Here is a 17,304-nt window from a genome sequence, read left to right as displayed (position 1 = left end):
CTGCGAGACGTTGCGACGCCGGCCCCACTGCGATTGCATCGAATGCGCGATGGTGCGCAACGGCGCGCGGCATTGCGGGCCGAAACCGCCGTTCAAACCCGTTGCCCACATTTCGTCATTTAGCTAATATTCAAAACGTCAAACGAAACCGGCACCCATGGACGACGTCATCCGCATCAGCGCACTGGCCAACGAAAGCCGTCTGGCCGTGATGCGCTGGCTCAAGCAGCCGCGCAAGCATTTCCCGCCGCAGCCGCACGGCGACGTCGATGAACTCGGCGTGTGCTGCACGTACATCACCGAGAAGCTCGGCATCGCGCCGGCCACGACCACGCGCCACATGCGCATCCTCGCGGATGCCGGGCTCGTGCAGGCTACCCGCGTCGGCAAGTTCACGTACTACAAACGGATCGACGGCGCGCTGCAGCGGCTCGGCCGCGATCTCTCGCAACTCTGACTCCCACCGAGGCAACCGACATGGACGAACTTGCACTGCTGGCCGACGCCGACCGACGCGCGCATGCGTATCTGGCCGCAACGAACGAGCGGCGCGCGTTTCCCGACGCGGCCGCGCTGGCCGGTCTCGCCGCGTTCGACGAACCGCTGCCCGATGCGGGCCGCCCGGCCGACGACGTGCTGCGCCTGCTGGACGAGCGCGGCACGCCCGCGACGGTCGCATCGAACGGCCCGAACTACTTCGGCTTCGTGATCGGCGCGACGCTGCCGGCCGCGGCGGCGGCCGAGCGGCTGATGCTCGCGTGGGACCAGTGCGCGTCGTCGTATGCGAATTCGCCGGTGGCGGCGACGCTCGAGCGCCAGGCCGCGCGTTGGGTCGTCGATGCGCTCGGGCTGCCCGAAGGCAGCGCGGTCGGGTTCGGCACGAGCGCGACGGCGTGTACGCTCGTCGCGCTGGTGGCCGCGCGGCGCGCGCTGCTCGCGCGCAAGGGCTGGGATATCGACGAGGATGGGCTGATCGGCGCGCCGGAAGTGAAAGTCGTGATCTCCGCGCTCGCACACATCACGGTGAAGAAGGCGCTGCGCGTGCTCGGCTTCGGGATGAAGCGCATCGTCGTCGCGCCGGTCGATACGCATGGCCGGATCGACCCGGCGCAGTTGCCGCCGCTCGACGACATGACCATCTTCTGCGTGCAGGCCGGCGAAGTGAACACCGGCGAATTCGATCCGTTCGCGGCATTGATTCCGCCCGCGAAGGCGGCCGGCGCGTGGGTGCACGTGGACGGCGCGTTCGGCCTGTGGGCACGCGCGTCGTCGAAGCGCGCGCTGACGGACGGCATCGACGGCGCTGACAGCTGGACGACCGACGGCCACAAGTGGCTCAACACGCCGTACGACGGCGCGATGGTGATCTGCCGCGACGCCGCCGCGCTCGCGACCGCGATGAACAGCGACGCCGTCTACCTGAGCGGCGCGCACGACGCGCAGAAGAACCTGAACCTCGAATTCTCGCGACGCGCGCGCGGCATTCCCGTGTGGGCCGCGCTGCGCTCGCTCGGCCGCGCCGGCGTGGCGACGATGGTCGAGCGGCATTGCGCACAGGCGGCGCGCGTCGCGGACGGCCTGCGTGCGGCCGGCTACGACGTGCTGAACCGTGTCGTGCTGAACCAGGTGCTCGTGCGCGCCGGCACCGACGAGGAAACGGCGGCGATCGTCGAAGCGGCACAGGCGTCGGGCGACGTGTGGTTCGGCACGACCGTGTGGCAGGGGCGACCGGCGTTCCGGATCAGCGTGTCGTCGTGGCGCACGGAAGACGTGCACATCGATCGCCTCGTCGCGTTGCTGACGGCGTTGCGCGGCGTGCACGTGCGCTGACGATCAACATTCACCGTCGTCCTTGCCGGCGACGGTTGCGGATGCCGTCTTCAGGCATTCGATGAAATGCAGCGCGGCCGGCGTCAGCAACGCATGCCGCCGCATCACGATCGCGACCGTCAAGGCCGGCAGCGGCTCGACGAGATTCAATGCGACGATTCCGCGCGACTTGTGCTCGACGTCGGCGAGCGGCCGGGCGAATACGCCGAGCGCATCCGTCTGCGATACGAGCCCCAGCGTCGCGGCAAACGACGGGCAGTGGATCACTCGCTTCGGCATGTCGATGCCGAACGGCGTGAAGATCGAGCGGATCAGATCGTCGCCGCCTTCTCCGTAGCGCGGCACGCACCATCGAGCCTCGGTCAGCTCGCGCAACGAGCGGGCGCGTGCGAGCCGATGCCGGTTTCTTGCCACGACCGCGAACGCCGTCCGGAACAACGGAATGCTGGCGAATTCGTCGGTGTCCGGCATCGCGTTCGACAGTTGATGCGTGACAATGAAATCGAGCGAGCCGTCGCGCAGCCGCGCGAGATCCGTCGCGGTCAGCGCATCGTCGACGTTCACGGTCGCGCCGGGCAGATCGTGCGCGAATGCATCGAACGCACGCGGCAGGATGGTCAGCGCGACGGTCGGGCTGACCGCGATCGATACCGATCCGGTCGTGCCCAGCCGCAACTGCTCGATCTCGTCGCGCGTGCGCTGGATTTCCTCGACGATCAGGCGAGCGCGAATCGCAAACGCACTGCCGTAGTCGGTCAGGGCGATCCCCTTGACGCTGCGCATGACGAGCGGCACGTCCAACTCGAGTTCGAGTTCGCGCACGATGCTGCTGACGGCCGGTTGCGTGACGCCGAGCGCGCGGGCCGCGCCACGGATGGTTCGATGCTCGGCGACCGCGAGAAAGGCATCGAGCTGCTTGAGTTTCATGGGCGAACGACCGATCGGGAGGGCAGCGCCGGGTTCCGGGCGGAACACCGGATGACAAGGAAAATTTATCGTCTGCAACGAAATATTGGATTTTTCTTGTCGGATTGAGTGTATATGCTCGGTGCTTTTCCGGAGCGGCCACAATGATTCTCGTTAACCAGCAAAGGCTGTGGGATTCGCTGATGGACATGGCGGCGATCGGCGCGACCGCGCACGGCGGCAGCTGCCGGCTCGCGCTGAGCGACGACGACGTGCTGGGCCGGCGCCGTTTCATCCGCTGGTGCGAGGAAGCCGGTTGCACCATCCGCATCGATCCGATCGGCAACGTGTTCGCGCGCCGGCCGGGCACGCAGCCCGACGCGCCGGCCGTGATGTGCGGCAGTCATCTCGATACGCAGCCGCTCGGCGGTCGTTTCGACGGCGTCTATGGCGTGCTCGCGGGCCTCGAGGCGATTCGCACGCTGAACGAGCACGGCATCGCGACCCGCCACCCGATCGACGTCGTGGCATGGACCAATGAAGAGGGTTCGCGCTTCACGCCGGGCATGATGGGCTCGGCCGTCTATGCCGGCACGCTGGAACTGGAAACCGCACTGGCCCGGCCGTGCATGCAGACGGGCGTGCTGCTCGGCCACGAACTCGAGCGCACCGGCTTCGCCGGCCGCGAGCGCGAACGACAGATGCCGAAAGCCTATTTCGAAGCGCATATCGAACAGGGGCCGGTGCTGGAGCAGGCCGGCGTGCCGATCGGTGTCGTGACCGGCGTGCAGGGCATCTACGAACTCGACGTCACGGTGACGGGCTTCGAATCGCATGCCGGCACGACGCCGATGAGCGTGCGCCGCGACGCGATGGGCGCGGCGGCCGCGATGATCGCCGCGATCGTCGAGCACGGTCACGGGTCCGATGCCGATGCGCGTGTCACCGTGGGGCATGTCGCGTGCCAGCCGAACTCGCCGAGCACGATACCCGGCAAGGTCAGGTTCAGCGTCGACGTGCGCCACCCGTCGCGGCCGGCGCTGCGGCAGCTCGTCGCCGACATCGAGGCGATCTGCCTGCAACGCACCGCATTGCGCGGCACCAGCGTGCAGGTGCAGACCATCGCCGAATACGAGCCGGTGGTGTTCGATGCCGAGTGCGTCGCGCGCGTGCGGCAGGCGACGGCCGCCGCCGGCTATCCGTATCTGGAAATGTGCAGCGGCGCGGGGCACGATGCGGTGAACCTGTCGTATGTCGCGCCGGCTGCGATGGTGTTCGTGCCGTGCAAGGCCGGACTGAGCCACAACGAGGCGGAAGATGCCGATCCGGTGCACCTCGCGCAAGGCGCGTCGGTGTTCGCGAACCTGCTGGCCGATTGCGCGCGCTAGCCGCGCCGCATGGCGGTACCCGGCGCACCGTTGCAGGCGTGAAAATGTCGGACAATAGCCGCTACGCGCGCCGCGCGGGCGGCGCGTTCAACCGATGCAGTCACGCCAACGAGAGCCCCCATGTCGATTACTCCTCCCCGGGAATTGCTGAAGGCTGCCGATATCGCGAAGATGGAACCGACGCGCGCGGTGCATTCGCTGAATCCCAATGCCGTCCGACTCAAAAGACCGCTCAGCGACCTGACCGGCCTGACGCAGTTCGGCTTCCACCTGCTCACGCTGATGCCCGGCCACGAATCGGCCGAATACCACCGTCACCTGTACGAGGAAGAGTGCGTGTACGTGCTGTCCGGCACGGGCACGGTGACGATCGGCGAATGCCCTTACGACGTCGGGCCCGGCGATTTCCTGGGCTTCGCGCGCGGCGGCGAAGCGCACACGCTGCAGAACACGGGCAACGTGCCGCTCGAACTGATCGTCGTCGGGCAGCGGCTCGAGCACGACGTGTGCGAATACCCGAGAATCGGCAAGCGGCTTTACGTGGCCGGGGAACTCGAGGAGTTTGTCGATCTGCCGAAACAGCCATGAGCCGGACTGGATTCTCTAAAAATCGCGTAAAACTCGTTATAACGTTATTTGTTTAGATAAACAAAATAAAAATTCGTAAAAACACGGGGTAGAGAAATCGCGTTTATTTGGGCACGCTTGTGCTCATTGTCCGTTCCTGGGCACCGGTATTTCGACATGCCGGCGCGACTTTTTCCAGGTAGCCGAATGCGGAAATAAATACACGCACCCGGGATTTTCGACCGATGGACCGGGCAAGCGGCAAGGCGCGAAAAGGTTCCTGATTTAAAACTCAGTAGTTCGAATCAATGGCTTGATTGAAGAACGATACGGAGACAGGCAATGTCGAGAAACTGGGGGTTGGGAACGGCGCTGCTGGCGTTGTGCGTGGCCGTGACGTCGTGCGGCGGCGATGCGGATTCGCCATCGCCATCGGCCGCGGCCGCAAACATGTCCGCCGCCGCGCAGGCGCAGGGCAACGGCAACAGCAGCGGTAACGACAACAGCGATGGCAACGGCGCACCGAGGAAGAACGCGGACATCCGCGTCGTCCAGTACGTCAATCCGTTGATCGGCACCGACTACGCCACCGACCAGCCGGCCGACCCGGTCGGCTCGGGGCTGGGCGGCGGCACGTTCCCGGGGCCGACGGTCCCGTTCGGGATGATGCAATGGAGCCCGATGACGCCGACCGCGCAATACGACAGCCGCAAGGGCGACGGCTCCGGTTTCTCCGGCGGCTACTGGTACGGCGACACGTCGATCGACGCATTCAGCATCCTGCATCTGAGCGGCACGGGCTGCTGGGCGAACGGCGGCTACCTGAACGTGATGCCGCAGCTTGCGCCCGGCGACGCCGGCACGCCGGCCAGCTTCAGCCACGCAAACGAAACCGCGCAGGCCGGCTATTACGGCGTCACGCTCGGCAACGGCATCAGGGCCGAGCTGACCACCACGCTGCGCACCGGCTTCGCCCGCTTTACGTATCCGGCGCTCGCACAGGGCCAGCAGGCGACGATCGCGATCGATCCGACCGTGCAGAACAATCGCTCGCAGGGCGTGACCGCGGATACGGTGACGCAGGTCGGCGACCGCGCGCTGTCCGGCACGATCGCGGGCAGCGGCTTCTGCTGGGCCGGGCATGCGGTGCCCGTCTACTACTACGCGGAATTCAGCCAGCCGTTCGCGGCGAAGCCGACGCTGGCCGCCAATCGTCCGCTCGCCGTCACGTTCGCGGTCGACAAGCAGCACCCGGCGGTGATGATGAAGCTCGGCATCTCGTTCGTCAGCGAAGCGAATGCGAAGGCGAACCTCGATGCGGAAAATCCGGGCGCCGCCGCGCATGGCCGCGCCGGCTGGAATTTCGACAAGGTGCGCCACGCGGCGAGCGCCGCATGGAACGCGCGCCTGAACGCGATCCAGGTGACGGGCGGCAGCGACGCCGACAAGACGAAGTTCTACACCGCGCTGTATCACGCGTCGCTGCACCCGAACGTGTTCAACGACGTGAACGGCCAGTATCCGGATTTCTACACGTCGAACGGCACATCGACCGCGCCGACGCGTCAGGTCGAACGGGGCCGCACGATGTACGCGAACTTCTCCGGCTGGGACATCGACCGCTCGTTCATGCAGCTTCAGGCCCTGCTCGATCCGGTGCGGACCAGCGACATCGTGCAGTCGCTCGTGCTCGATGCGACCGCGTGCGGTGCGTTCCCGCGCTGGGCGTACTTCAATACGGAGACGGCCGTGATGCCGGGCGATGCGGGTTCGATCGTCGCCGCGAACGCGTATGCGTTCGGCGCGACGAACTTCGACACGCAGCGCGCGCTGTCGATCATGAAGCACGGCACGGCGCCGGGCGCCGCGTGCGCAGGCACGCCGGTGATGAGCAGCCGCGCGGACTACGACCGGCTCGGCTATGTGCCGTCGTCGGGCAACGGCGACAACCAGACCGCATCGAACACGCTCGAATACGCGCTGCGCGATTTCGCGGTGTCGCGCTTTGCGACGGCGCTTGGCGATACCGCGACGGCCGGCACGCTGCTGAAGTCGAGCGGCAACTGGCGGAACCTGTTCGATCAGGGCGCGATTCAGCCGAAGACGTCGGCCGGTGCGTGGGTCGTCGACGGCTCCGGTTTCATGGAAGGCAATTCCGAGCAGTACACGTGGTACGTGCCGCACGATCTCGCCGGTGTGATCGCGCAGGCGGGCGGCGCCGCGTCGGTCGTCAAGCGGCTCGATACGTTCTTCACGCATCTGAACATCGGCACCGTGCAGCCGTATTTCTATGTCGGCAACGAAGTGACGATGGCCGTGCCGTGGACCTATGCGTGGGCCGGTGCGCCGTCCCGTACGCAGCAGGTGCTGCACGCGTCGCTCGCGAACGAGTTCGGCACCGGCGCGGCGGGGCTGCCCGGCAACGACGATCTCGGCGCGATCTCGGGGTGGTACGTGTGGGCCGCGCTCGGCCTGTATCCGGTCGTGCCGGGCGTGAGCGGCGTTGCGGTGTCGAGCCCGCAGTTCGAGAAGATCGACGTGCGCGTCGGGCAAATGGACGGCAGCTACCGTCTGCTGCGGATCGCCGCACCGGGCGCGGGCTCTGCCGACACCGCGTCGTTCTACGTCAAGTCGCTGAAGCTGAACGGCGCATCCTGGCCGACCGCCTGGTTGCCGCTCGACAGGATCGCGAAGGGCGGCGCGCTGTCGTACGCGATGACGGCCGATGCGGCCGCGACGACATGGGGCACCGACGCGTCCGCGATGCCGTCGTTCCCGGTAGCGACCCAAAGCCGTTGATAAGAGGCGAAACACATCGAAACGGTGGTGACGGACGGAGGCAGTTCAACGAGCGGTTCTTGCCAACAGGATCGACGCGGAGAGAGGGGGACGAACGAATGAAGCTACGTCATGTGGTGGGTATCGGGTGCCTTGCCGTGCTGTCGGGTTGCGGGGGCGATCAGGGTTCGACGGATGCGAGCGCGCTGGCGCAGGTGTCGGGCGCGGCCGGAGCGGGATCGTCGCAAGGCGACCAGAATGACCAGGGCGATCAGAACGATCAGGGCGGCAACGGCGGCTCGGGCAAGCGGTCGGTGCTGCGCAGCGTCGATCCGATGATCGGCACGGCGAATCTCGACATCAACGCGGACTGGAGCAGCGGCGTGCGCGGCCACGGCCACGTCTACCCCGGGGCGACCGTGCCGTTCGGCATGGTCCAGCTCGGGCCGGACACGACCGGCGGCGCGCATACACTGCCGTGGAACTGGGATCGCACGTCGGGCTATCAGTACGACGATCCGTTCATCACCGGCTTCACGCATACGCACCTGTCGGGCACCGGCATCGGCTCCGGCGGCGAAGTGCGGTTCCTGCCGACGCTTGCGCCCGTGGACAAGGCAACGCTGGCCAAGGTCGCCGCCGACGCGTCGATCACGTACGACGCATCGTTCAGCCACGACGACGAAAGCGCGAGCCCCGGCTACTACCGCGTGCGGATGTCGCCCACCGGCAGCGGCAACACGCCGTGGAACGTGCAGGGCGCGAAAATCCTCGCCGAAATGACGGCCACCACGCACGCGGGCGTGCACCGCTACACGTATTTCCCGAGCGCGGCGGGCCAGCAGCGCAGCATGATCGTGAGCATCGACAAGCCGATCGGCGGCTCGACCGCCAGCGGCAAGATCCAGATCGTCGATGCGCAGACGATCGCCGGATGGGAGATCACGAACAACTGGGCGAACAACAAACCGACGTATTTCGTCGCGCGTTTCTCGAAGCCGTTCGATACGAAGAACGTCGCGTTCAGCGCGGACGGCTACACGGCCTACCTGACGTTCGCCGCCGACGGGAACGATGCCGGCGGCGCGGTCACGGTGAAGGTCGGCATCTCGCCGTCGAGCGTCGCGGATGCGCAAGCGAATCTCGCGTCGGAAGTCGGCGCGAAGACGTTCGATCAGGTGCGCGGCTCGGCCGAGCGCGTGTGGACCGCCGCGCTCGACCGGGTGCGGATCAAGGGCGGCAGCGCCGACCAGCGGACGATGTTCTACACGTCGCTGTATCGCACGATGCTCGCGCCGACGGTCTACAACAACGCGGACGGCAGCTACGTCGGCACGGATTCGACCAACGACGGCGCGACGTCGCCGCCCACGACGAGCAAGCATGCGAATCCGGGTTTCGACTATTCGTCGACGTTCTCGCTGTGGGATACCTTCCGCGCCGAGTCGCCGTTGATGACGCTGGTGCAGCCCGAGCGCGTCGACGGCTGGGTCAAGTCGCTGCTGACGCAGTTCAGGCAGAACGGCAAGGGCGAACTGCCGGTGTGGCCGCTCGCGCAAACCGAAACCTTTACGATGGCCGGCCACCCGTCGATCCCGATGATCGCGGATGCGTATCTGAAGCACCTGACGAGCGCGGGCATCGACGACATCTGGACCGCATTGACGGCCACGCAAAGCGCGAGTGCGCACGGCTTCGACCAGTACCGGCAGAGCGGATACGTGTTCGCCGGCGACAACGCGTCCGTGTCGACCACGCAGGACTATTCGTTCGACGACTGGGCGACGGCCGCGGTCGGCAAGGCGGCCGGCAAGAGCACGGCCGACTACCGGCCTTACCTGCAACGGAGCCGGAATTACCGGAACGTCTTCAACCCGGCGCCGAACAACGGCTGGAAGTTCGCGCAGCCGAAGGACGGGCAGGGCAACTGGGTGGCCGGCTTCGATCCGACGGCCGCCGAGAAAACGGACTTCTCCGAATCGAACTCATGGGTCGATACGTGGAACATCTTCCACGACTTTCCGGGGCTCGTTGCGTTGCTGGGCGGCAAGAGCCAGTTCATCGCGCAACTCGACCGCACGTTCGATCCGGCCAACCCGCTGACCTTTCTCGACAACCAGGGCTTTCCGGACCTGACCGGCCGCAGCGGCCAGTTCTTCGCGGGGAACGAGCCGGCGAACCACCTGCCGTACCTGTACGACGTCGCGGGCATGCCGTCGAAGACGCAGGACCGGGTTCGCACGGTGATGGACGACATGTACTCGCTGACGCTGACGGCCGGCGACCGTGCATTGCTGAGCGGCGACAGCCTGAAGGCCGCGCTGAACGATCCGCGGCGCGTGCGGAACGCGGCGATTCCCGGCAACGACGATTGCGGCCAGTTGTCCGCGTGGTACGTGCTGTCCGCGCTCGGCATCTATTCGCTCAATCCGGTGGGCGGCGTGTTTTACCTCGGCACGCCGCTGTTCGAGGAAGCGACGGTCGACATTCCGGTCGCGTCCGGCGGCGGGGGCGGCAATGCAATGAAGTTCGGCGCGTCGCGGCGCTTCACGGTGACCGCGCATACGGCCAGCGGCGGCGCACCGTCGTCGGTCAATCGCTATGTTCAGTCGGTCAGCCTGAACGGCACGCCGCTGCACCGGCCCTACATCACCTATGACGAGATGAAGGCCGGCGGCAAGCTCGATTTCGTGATGGGCTCGACGCCGAACGATGCATGGGTCGGCCAGTGGAACGGCCAGGATCCCAACAGTGCGCTCGCGCCGGCGCTGGCGTTGACCAACTAGTCGGCAGAGACGCCGTAACAAGGTCGCCTTGATTCCGGCAGTACGCCGAGCCAGGCGAGATGACGGGCAGCAGAACAAGGCGGCCGCTACCTGTACGGGGAACGTTCACCGCAACTGGCCGCAGGCCAAGTGTCGACACCATCGCGCCGCTCGCGCTCAACTATGCGGCTTCGCTATTTGGGGGCGTATCAAGCTGACTGACTCGCCGTCACGCGGGCTCCGAGCGGGGCGGTCAGCAGCGGCTTCACGCCTTGGCCGGTTTGCCTGTCGCTCGCCACTACCGCGTATTGCGGATAGAGGCAATGCCTTACAATTAATTGAAAAGTAAGGAGATGCCATGTTCGAAGCCACACTTACCAGCAAGGGACAACTTACATTGCCGGCCGGCATCCGGCGTGCGCTTAGTCTCGCCGCAGGCGTGCGGATTGTCTTTACACCACGGGATGACGGTACGGTCATTTTGCGCGCCAAAACCCGCAGCCTGCTTGATTTGCAGGGTGCCCTACCGTCGATCACAAGTGTGCCAATGGATGCCATGCGGATCGGCGACGCTTGATGCCCAGTCTTGCTACAAACATTCTGGTGCGTTGGTTGACTAATGACGACGTTGACCAAGTCGCGTGTCCGTGAGCTGTTTGCCGCTTCGGCTGGACAAGCGGACGCATTCTACATACCGGTAGCCGTAATGCTCGAACTCGAATTGGTTCTGCGATCGCGCTATAAATTCGACCGCCAGCAGATCCTGACTGCACTCGCGGCACTGCTCGAGACGCGGGAACTGAGTTTTGAAGCGGAGTGGGCGCTTGAACGTGCGCTGCACATGTATCGCGAGCATGGCGGGGATTTCGCAGACTGCCTGCACGTCGGTCAGGCTAGTGCAGCTGGTCGGGCACCTCTACTCACGTTCGACGAGCGTGCTGCACGGTTGCCTGGCGCCGAAATTCTTGGTGCGGGGCGAGCGCAGTTGCTGTGAGTCTTGCAGGATTGCGATGATGTCGGCTGTACGTCGCTTAGAGTCGCAATAGGCAGAGCGGTTCTACTAGAGCGTCCTTTGAGGTCCTTCGTGGATGTGATCTTGTCGTTGTCGCCATCACGTTCGTGTCCAGTTGCGTCGTCGCGCTTATGATGCGGGAACGCCACTAACTGGGTTCCACGCCATGGACGCGCCGCTCCCGCCGATGTCTTCCCCGATTGCCGAAACGGCCCCCGAAACCGAAGCCGTCGCCGAGCCGCGCGCGTCGCGCGTGCACCGACCGGTCGCGCTCGTCACCGGCTCGACGTCGGGAATCGGCGCGGCGGTCGCACGTCGTCTGGCGGCCGACGGCTACGCGGTGATCCTGCATTCGCGCAGTTCGGCCGACACCGGGCGCGCAATGGCGAGCGAACTCGGCGGGGCTTATGTGCAGGCCGATCTCGCGGACGATGCGGAGCGCGCGCGGCTGATCCGCGATGCGCTTGCGGCGTACGGGCGCCTCGACGTGCTCGTCAACAACGCGGGCGTCAGCCGCGTGATTCCGCATGACGACCTCGCGGCGGCTACGCCCGACGTGTGGCGCGAGATGCACGAGATCAACGTGATCGCGCCGTTCCGGCTCGTCGCCGAAGCGGAGGCCGCGCTGCGCGAAGCAGCATCGCACGGGCGGCCCGGTTGCGTCGTGAACGTCAGCTCGCACGCCGGCGTGCGGCCCAAGGGCGCGTCGATTCCGTATGCGGCCGCGAAGGCCGCGCTCAATCACACGACGCGGCTGCTGGCGCGCACGCTCGCGCCGGCGATTCGCGTCAACGCGGTCGCGCCGGGGCTCGTCGATACGCCGCTGACCGCCGACTGGACGGAGGCGCAGCAGCTCTGGCGCGAGCGCGCGCCGATGCGCCGCGCGGCGACGCCGGACGATATCGCGCACATGGTCGCGATGCTCGTCGCGTCCGATTACGTGACGGGCGAGATCGTGATGCTCGACGGGGGAGTGAACCTGACGTGACGCCGCTGGGCGGCTTGGCACCGTGATGCGGCGATGCAGCCGGGCAGCGGCGCGCAGCCATCACACGCGCAACCGCCGAGGCCGCGTTCCGGCATGCGCGATCAGCCAAGGTTCGACCGCAGCCGCGCGAGCGCCTGATCGTGCGTGCGCTCGAACTTCAGCGGCGTGACCGCGATATACCCTTCGGCCAGCGCAACCGTTTCCGAATTCGCATCGTCGTCGCGCGGCGCGCGCGCGAGCTTCAGCCAGTGATACTCGATGTCGCGCGGATCGCGTCCCGATACGATCTCGACGCCCTGCAGCGTGCCGGCGCCCTGGCTCGTCACTTTCAGGCCGCGTACGTCCTCGGCCGGCCGCGCCGGGAAATTCACGTTGAGGCATGCATCGCTGTCCCAGCCGGCGGCGACGAGCTGGCGGATGACGTCCGGCGCATGCGCGAGCGCCGTGTTCCACGGCACCGCGTTGCGATCGGCGAATGCCTGGCTCAGCGCGATGGCCGGCACGCCGACCAGCATGCTCGTCATCGCGGCGCCGACCGTGCCGGAAAACACCGTTTCGGTGCCGAGGTTCGCGCCGCGATTCACGCCGGACAGCACGACGTCGGGCCGCGCGCCCTTCATCAGGTGGCTGACCGCGATCGCGACGCAATCGCCGGGCGTGCCGCGCACCGCGAAGCGGCGTTCGCCCTTGCGATGCACGCGCAGCGGTTCGTGCAGGCTCAGCGAATGCGACGTGCCGCTCTGGTCTTCCGCGGGCGCGACGATCCACACTTCGCGCGCGAGTTGCGTGGCGACCTGTTCGAGTATTTCAAAGCCGGGAGCGTCGAATCCGTCGTCGTTGGTGAGCAGGACACGGTCGAACAGCGGGCGGGTTGCTTGCATCGGGACGATCCTCGCGAAGGGGCAATGAGAGGGGAGTGCGGCATGGCGCAAGCCACAAGGCTAGCACTCCGGCGCGAGGATCGTCGTGTCGCGCCCGTGATGCCGGTCGGCGCGAGCATGAAGCGGGCGCATCGCGCGCCCGTTCGTCGTGTGGGGGAGTGTGTTGCCGGTATGGCCGGCCGGAACCGTTCAGCCGAGCAGATGCCGCAGCAAGCCGGCCGACACGACGCCGACGATGACGGTCGGCAGGATCGACAGGCGCGTCGCCGCGATCAGCGTGACGGTGAGCGCGAGCAGATCGGCCGGGCGCGTCGACACGAACGCCGGCGCGATCACCGAAATCAGCACGCAACCCGGCACGTTCTCCATTACCGACGCCATTCGCGGGCTCAGCGTGCGGTTGCGCAGCAGCACGTAGCCGAGCACGCGCGACAGGTAGGTCGTCGATGCCATCAGCACGATGGTCGCGACCGTCGCGACATCAGGCAGCATCGCGCGGCTCCCACAGCAGCGCGGCGACCAGTCCCGCGCATGCGCCGGCCGCGACGTACCACGCGCCCGGCACGGCCAGGTGCGTGGCCGCCGCGACGACGAGGCTCACAAACCACGGACGGCTCGCGCGCATGCCTTTCCACATGCCGCGCAGCAGCACCAGAAACACGGCCGTAAACGCCATGTCGAAGCCGTACTGCTCGACGCTGCCGATCGTTGGGCCGATTGCCGCGCCGAGCGTCGTCATCGAGATCCACGTCAGGTACAGCCCGGAACAGATGCCCGCGTAATAGGGGACGCTGATGTACGTGGCCGAGCGCGAGCGCGCATCGGCGAGCGCCATGGCCCAGCTTTCGTCGCACATGAAGAACAGCGCGGCGAACGCGCGGCGGCGCGGCAAGCGCCGGAGGTAGGGCGCGAATGCGGCGCCCATCAGGATGTGGCGCGAATTCACGAGGAACGACATCGCGACGATCAGCGCGATGTGCGGCGGCGACGTCCACAGATGGATCGCCGCGAACTCGGAGCCGCCGCCGAAGTTCAGGCCCGTCATCATCGGCACCTCGAACAGGCTCAGCCCCTTTTGCGCGGCCTGCGCGCCCAGCAGCAACGCGAACGGCACGAAACCCAGCATGACGGGCAGCGCCGCGCGCAATCCGCGACCCATCTCGGCGATATGGGCGGGCTTGTCGCGAAGCCCGGACGACGTTGAAACGCTACTGCTCATTACTCCTCCTTCGGGGGAGGGATTGTCTGCTTTTTTGACTCGAATCGGGTTGCGTTGTGGCCAGAACTTTCGGAGAATTTGGCATTGAACGCGTGATTTGCTGATTTTTTGGAATTCAATGCCAAATGAAACTTGACGCCATCGACCGGCGGATCCTGAGCGCACTCCAGCGCGACGGCCGCATGCAGAACGTGGAACTCGCGCACGAGGTCGGGTTGTCGCCGTCGCCGTGCCTGCGGCGCGTGCGGCTGCTCGAGGAAGCGGGCGTGATCGAGAAATACGTGGCCGTGCTGAACCCGGCGAAAGTCGGCAAGGGGCTGACGATCTTCACGCGCGTATGGCTGAAGGGGCAGGACGCGGAATCCGTGAATCGCTTCGCCGAGGCCGTCCAGCAGATGCCGGAAGTCGTCGAGTGTCATCTGATGGCGGGCGACTGCGATTTCCTGCTGCGCGTCGTCGCGGCCGACATCGACGATTACCGGCGCTTCCAGATGGAATACCTCACGCGCATTCCAGGCGTGCTCAGCGTGAAGACCGACATTCCGATGCAGAAGGTCAAGCTCACGTCGGCGCTGCCGACCTGACGCGGCACGGGCGCGCGATGGCGGGTCGACGAACGGTCACGACCCGGTGACGATCGCCCGCTAAACTGACGAATCATGCCGCTTCGAACGTATTGTCCGTTTCGTCGTGTGACGTTCGATGCGCAAGCAACTAACGGTCAATATCGGCTGATCGCGCGGGCGGTGTGCGCCGGTGCGGATGCATTTCTTCTTGTCGGGCCAATCATGCAGCCATTCAACGATCCGTGGAATTCGCTGGAAATCGTCAAGCTCACGCTGGGCGTGCTGACGCCGTTGTCGGTGGCCTGCCTCGGCTGGCTCGTCGCGCGCCGGCTGAAGCGGCTCGAACTCGTGCAGTGGACCAACCAGCGGCTGATCGAGAAGCGGCTCGCGCTGTACGATGCGGTCGCGCCGCAGCTCAATGCGCTGCTGTGCTTCTACACGTGGATCGGCTACTGGAAGGACATCTCGCCGGACGACGTGATCCGCGCGAAGCGCGAGCTCGACCGCACGTTCCACATCTATCGCTACCTGTTCGACGACGACGTGTACGACGCGTATCACACGTACATCCACGCGTTGTTCGACATGCACACGGGCCCGGGCCGCGACGCGCGGATCCGCTCGCTGATCCAGGCGCCCGACGGCGACCGGAGCGTGCACGGTTCGTATGAATGGAAGCCGGCGTGGTCCGAGCGTTTCGCGACCGCGAATGTCGTGCCCAGGGACGACGTGCTGCGGCATTACACGCAACTGATGGAACGGCTGCGCGTGGCGCTGGGCGCGACGCGCTGAAGTGCCGCCGAAGGCCGGCTGATGCGTGTCCGGGTTTCGGGCGATTCAGGCGAAAGAGATCACGAGTTTTTTGCCGCAAGCGGCGGCGTACTTGCGCAGCGTTTCGATCGACGGGGAATGCTGGCCGGTTGCAAGGGACCGTTCGAGCCGCGTGATGGCAGGCGCTTTCGTTCCCATGCGCTCTGCAATATCGGCTTGCGAAAGACCGGCGGCTCGCCGGGCGGCAAGCATCGCGTCGAGCAACGCGAATTCTTCCCGGTTCAACCGTTCGTACTCGGCGCGAACCTTCGGATCGGCCAATGCGCGTTCGCGCAGTGCCTTATAGGTTGCCATCTCGAACCTCCTTCAATCGGCGGTGCGCGGTATCCAGCTCTTTCTGCGGCGTTTGCCGGGCTTTCTTCACGAAGCAATGACGCATGACGATCTGCCGGTTGACGACCGCGCAGTAAAACACGCGAGCGATACCCTTCGCGCCCTTGAGGCGCATTTCAAACAAACCGTCGCCCATCGCCTTGGTGTGGGGCTCGCCCAGATTCGGGCCGTATTGCTCCATACGGTCGGCGAGTGCGAAGAACCTGGCGGTCAGCGTCTTCGGCAACGCAAAAATGCCTGCCTCGACACGCTCGTTGAAGAACCGGATTTCATGGCGCTGGTCCGAACAGTAACAAATATGTTATCTCCATGCAAGAAGAAGTGCCGTCGCGTCGGTGGCGCGGGCAGCGTGGCAGATGGAGGGGATGCACCGGGATGCACCGGAATGCGGGACGTTGCTCCGGTGCTTCGTTGATCGTGTACGAGCCTGATTGTTTGCCGTCGCCGCTGATTCGACCAGTTGTCCGAATGGGTATCAGGCGTGTCCGTGCACGTCGGAGGGGGAGAGGATCAGTTCCGCCCCGCCACCGCGAGCCGCGCGGCGAGACCGACGAACACAGTGCCGAGCAGATATTGCGGCAGCTTCGACGGACGGCGGCACGCGCCGATCCGCCGGCTCAGCCGGCTCGCGGAGAGAATCACCGCGCCGTTCACGACGAGCCCGATCAGGTTGAGCACCGTCGCGAGCACGAGGATCTGCACGGCGATCGAGCCGTGTTCGGGCCGCACGAACTGCGGAAACAGCGCGAGCACGAACAGCGCCATCTTCGGATTCAGCAGGTTCGTCGTCAGGCCCTGACGGAAGATCGCGGTGCTCGAGTGGCGGCGCTGCGATGCGACGGGCGACAGCGCGGTCGCGTCCGAGCGGAACGTCTTCCACGCGAGATACAGCAGATACGCGGCGCCGGCGAAGCGCACGGCGTCGTAGGCGATCGGCACCGCGACAAAGAGCTGCGACAGCCCGAGCGCCGCCGCGAGCGCGTGGCAGTAGGTGCCGGCCTGAATGCCCGCCAGCGTCGCGAAGCCCGCGCGCCGGCCCTGGCTCACGCTGCGGGACGCGATCAGCAGCATGTCGGGGCCGGGCGTGGCGGTCAGCGCGAGACAGGCGCCGGAGAACAGTGCGAGCGTGGAGAAGTCGATCACGGGAACCCCTTTCGCCGATGAGGCGTAAAAGGGAGATCAGTTTAGGAAGGCCGTCGCCGGCAGTCAACCGCGCGCAGGCGACGCGGCCCGGACGACG

At 66.1% G+C, this 17,304-nt stretch carries 18 protein-coding genes; 11 read left to right on the top strand and 7 right to left on the bottom strand.

What is annotated here, in order from left to right:
- Positions 1–157: 157 nt before the first annotated feature.
- Both HWX09_RS25115 and HWX09_RS25110 read left to right on the top strand, forming a co-directional pair.
- Positions 158–457, top strand: coding sequence for a helix-turn-helix domain-containing protein (locus HWX09_RS25115; RefSeq protein ID WP_027782101.1), 300 nt, complete (start codon positions 158–160; stop codon positions 455–457).
- Positions 458–477: 20 nt separating this feature from the next.
- Positions 478–1,830: a pyridoxal-dependent decarboxylase gene (locus HWX09_RS25110; protein ID WP_027782102.1), complete on the top strand. Its 1,353-nt coding sequence runs from the start codon at positions 478–480 to the stop codon at positions 1,828–1,830.
- A gap of 3 nt (positions 1,831–1,833) precedes the next feature.
- On the opposite strand, the gene HWX09_RS25105 is transcribed toward HWX09_RS25110, so the two are convergent.
- Complete coding sequence (locus tag HWX09_RS25105) at positions 1,834–2,757, bottom strand: LysR substrate-binding domain-containing protein (RefSeq protein ID WP_027782103.1); 924 nt, start codon at positions 2,755–2,757, stop codon at positions 1,834–1,836.
- Between the two features lie 143 nt (positions 2,758–2,900).
- Between HWX09_RS25105 and HWX09_RS25100 the strand changes: the two genes are divergently transcribed.
- The 7 genes from HWX09_RS25100 (at position 2,901) to HWX09_RS25070 (ending at position 12,234) form a co-directional block, all read left to right on the top strand.
- The gene (locus HWX09_RS25100; protein ID WP_027782104.1) at positions 2,901–4,124 is read left to right on the top strand and encodes a Zn-dependent hydrolase; all 1,224 of its coding nucleotides are present in this window, start codon (positions 2,901–2,903) and stop codon (positions 4,122–4,124) included.
- Positions 4,125–4,244: 120 nt separating this feature from the next.
- Positions 4,245–4,712, top strand: coding sequence for a cupin domain-containing protein (locus HWX09_RS25095; RefSeq protein WP_027782105.1), 468 nt, complete (start codon positions 4,245–4,247; stop codon positions 4,710–4,712).
- 321 nt (positions 4,713–5,033) lie between these two features.
- Positions 5,034–7,490, top strand: a complete 2,457-nt coding sequence (locus HWX09_RS25090) for a GH92 family glycosyl hydrolase (RefSeq protein ID WP_027782106.1) — start codon at positions 5,034–5,036, stop codon at positions 7,488–7,490.
- A 98-nt stretch (positions 7,491–7,588) separates the two neighbouring features.
- Entirely contained in the window at positions 7,589–10,255 is a 2,667-nt protein-coding gene (locus tag HWX09_RS25085) for a GH92 family glycosyl hydrolase (protein ID WP_027782107.1), read from the top strand.
- 337 nt (positions 10,256–10,592) lie between these two features.
- Positions 10,593–10,811: a type II toxin-antitoxin system PrlF family antitoxin gene (locus HWX09_RS25080; RefSeq protein WP_027782108.1), complete on the top strand. Its 219-nt coding sequence runs from the start codon at positions 10,593–10,595 to the stop codon at positions 10,809–10,811.
- A gap of 129 nt (positions 10,812–10,940) precedes the next feature.
- The gene (locus tag HWX09_RS25075; RefSeq protein ID WP_244135819.1) at positions 10,941–11,228 is read left to right on the top strand and encodes a PIN domain-containing protein; all 288 of its coding nucleotides are present in this window, start codon (positions 10,941–10,943) and stop codon (positions 11,226–11,228) included.
- A 184-nt stretch (positions 11,229–11,412) separates the two neighbouring features.
- Positions 11,413–12,234 carry an SDR family oxidoreductase gene (locus tag HWX09_RS25070; RefSeq protein WP_027782109.1) on the top strand — a complete coding sequence of 274 codons (822 nt, stop codon included), beginning with the start codon at positions 11,413–11,415 and terminating at the stop codon, positions 12,232–12,234.
- A 101-nt stretch (positions 12,235–12,335) separates the two neighbouring features.
- On the opposite strand, the gene surE is transcribed toward HWX09_RS25070, so the two are convergent.
- From surE to HWX09_RS25055, 3 genes are all read right to left on the bottom strand, one after another.
- Complete coding sequence (gene surE / locus HWX09_RS25065) at positions 12,336–13,115, bottom strand: 5'/3'-nucleotidase SurE (protein WP_027782110.1); 780 nt, start codon at positions 13,113–13,115, stop codon at positions 12,336–12,338.
- Positions 13,116–13,304: 189 nt separating this feature from the next.
- Positions 13,305–13,604 (bottom strand): AzlD family protein, encoded by a 300-nt coding sequence (locus HWX09_RS25060; RefSeq protein WP_027782111.1) that lies wholly within the window; start codon positions 13,602–13,604, stop codon positions 13,305–13,307.
- Positions 13,597–14,334 (bottom strand): AzlC family ABC transporter permease, encoded by a 738-nt coding sequence (locus HWX09_RS25055; protein WP_027782112.1) that lies wholly within the window; start codon positions 14,332–14,334, stop codon positions 13,597–13,599. Before HWX09_RS25055 ends, HWX09_RS25060 begins: the two co-directional genes overlap by 8 nt.
- 125 nt (positions 14,335–14,459) lie before the next feature.
- On the opposite strand from HWX09_RS25055, the gene HWX09_RS25050 reads away from it, so the two are divergent.
- Together HWX09_RS25050 and HWX09_RS25045 are read left to right on the top strand one after the other, a co-directional pair.
- Positions 14,460–14,918, top strand: a complete 459-nt coding sequence (locus tag HWX09_RS25050; RefSeq protein WP_006486309.1) for an Lrp/AsnC family transcriptional regulator — start codon at positions 14,460–14,462, stop codon at positions 14,916–14,918.
- A 204-nt stretch (positions 14,919–15,122) separates the two neighbouring features.
- On the top strand, positions 15,123–15,692 hold the full coding sequence (locus HWX09_RS25045) for a hypothetical protein (RefSeq protein ID WP_027782113.1): 570 nt from the start codon (positions 15,123–15,125) through the stop codon (positions 15,690–15,692).
- A 45-nt stretch (positions 15,693–15,737) separates the two neighbouring features.
- Here the strand turns inward: HWX09_RS25045 and HWX09_RS25040 are convergent, their stop codons facing one another.
- The 3 genes from HWX09_RS25040 to HWX09_RS25030 all read right to left on the bottom strand — a co-directional run bounded on the left by HWX09_RS25040 (position 15,738) and on the right by HWX09_RS25030 (position 17,207).
- Positions 15,738–16,025 (bottom strand): helix-turn-helix transcriptional regulator, encoded by a 288-nt coding sequence (locus HWX09_RS25040; RefSeq protein WP_027782114.1) that lies wholly within the window; start codon positions 16,023–16,025, stop codon positions 15,738–15,740.
- Positions 16,012–16,290, bottom strand: coding sequence for a type II toxin-antitoxin system RelE/ParE family toxin (locus tag HWX09_RS25035; RefSeq protein WP_329601526.1), 279 nt, complete (start codon positions 16,288–16,290; stop codon positions 16,012–16,014). Before HWX09_RS25035 ends, HWX09_RS25040 begins: the two co-directional genes overlap by 14 nt.
- 284 nt (positions 16,291–16,574) lie before the next feature.
- Complete coding sequence (locus HWX09_RS25030) at positions 16,575–17,207, bottom strand: LysE family translocator (protein ID WP_027782116.1); 633 nt, start codon at positions 17,205–17,207, stop codon at positions 16,575–16,577.
- Between the last annotated feature and the right edge of the window lie 97 nt (positions 17,208–17,304).

Origin of the sequence: Burkholderia sp. BCC1208, assembly GCF_902833095.1 — a bacterium.
Taxonomy (GTDB): Bacteria; Pseudomonadota; Gammaproteobacteria; order Burkholderiales; family Burkholderiaceae; genus Burkholderia.
This window is presented reverse-complemented; position numbering and strand designations above follow the sequence as displayed.

What these genes read in the sequence shown, in the direction of transcription:
- HWX09_RS25115 (WP_027782101.1), top strand. Translation starts at nt 158, where the DNA reads ATGGACGACGTCATCCGCATCAGCGCACTGGCCAACGAAAGCCGTCTG.
- HWX09_RS25110 (WP_027782102.1), top strand. Translation starts at nt 478, where the DNA reads ATGGACGAACTTGCACTGCTGGCCGACGCCGACCGACGCGCGCATGCG.
- HWX09_RS25105 (WP_027782103.1), bottom strand. Translation starts at nt 2,757, where the DNA reads ATGAAACTCAAGCAGCTCGATGCCTTTCTCGCGGTCGCCGAGCATCGA.
- HWX09_RS25100 (WP_027782104.1), top strand. Translation starts at nt 2,901, where the DNA reads ATGATTCTCGTTAACCAGCAAAGGCTGTGGGATTCGCTGATGGACATG.
- HWX09_RS25095 (WP_027782105.1), top strand. Translation starts at nt 4,245, where the DNA reads ATGTCGATTACTCCTCCCCGGGAATTGCTGAAGGCTGCCGATATCGCG.
- HWX09_RS25090 (WP_027782106.1), top strand. Translation starts at nt 5,034, where the DNA reads ATGTCGAGAAACTGGGGGTTGGGAACGGCGCTGCTGGCGTTGTGCGTG.
- HWX09_RS25085 (WP_027782107.1), top strand. Translation starts at nt 7,589, where the DNA reads ATGAAGCTACGTCATGTGGTGGGTATCGGGTGCCTTGCCGTGCTGTCG.
- HWX09_RS25080 (WP_027782108.1), top strand. Translation starts at nt 10,593, where the DNA reads ATGTTCGAAGCCACACTTACCAGCAAGGGACAACTTACATTGCCGGCC.
- HWX09_RS25075 (WP_244135819.1), top strand. Translation starts at nt 10,941, where the DNA reads ATGCTCGAACTCGAATTGGTTCTGCGATCGCGCTATAAATTCGACCGC.
- HWX09_RS25070 (WP_027782109.1), top strand. Translation starts at nt 11,413, where the DNA reads ATGGACGCGCCGCTCCCGCCGATGTCTTCCCCGATTGCCGAAACGGCC.
- surE (WP_027782110.1), bottom strand. Translation starts at nt 13,115, where the DNA reads ATGCAAGCAACCCGCCCGCTGTTCGACCGTGTCCTGCTCACCAACGAC.
- HWX09_RS25055 (WP_027782112.1), bottom strand. Translation starts at nt 14,334, where the DNA reads ATGAGCAGTAGCGTTTCAACGTCGTCCGGGCTTCGCGACAAGCCCGCC.
- HWX09_RS25050 (WP_006486309.1), top strand. Translation starts at nt 14,460, where the DNA reads ATGAAACTTGACGCCATCGACCGGCGGATCCTGAGCGCACTCCAGCGC.
- HWX09_RS25045 (WP_027782113.1), top strand. Translation starts at nt 15,123, where the DNA reads ATGCAGCCATTCAACGATCCGTGGAATTCGCTGGAAATCGTCAAGCTC.
- HWX09_RS25040 (WP_027782114.1), bottom strand. Translation starts at nt 16,025, where the DNA reads ATGGCAACCTATAAGGCACTGCGCGAACGCGCATTGGCCGATCCGAAG.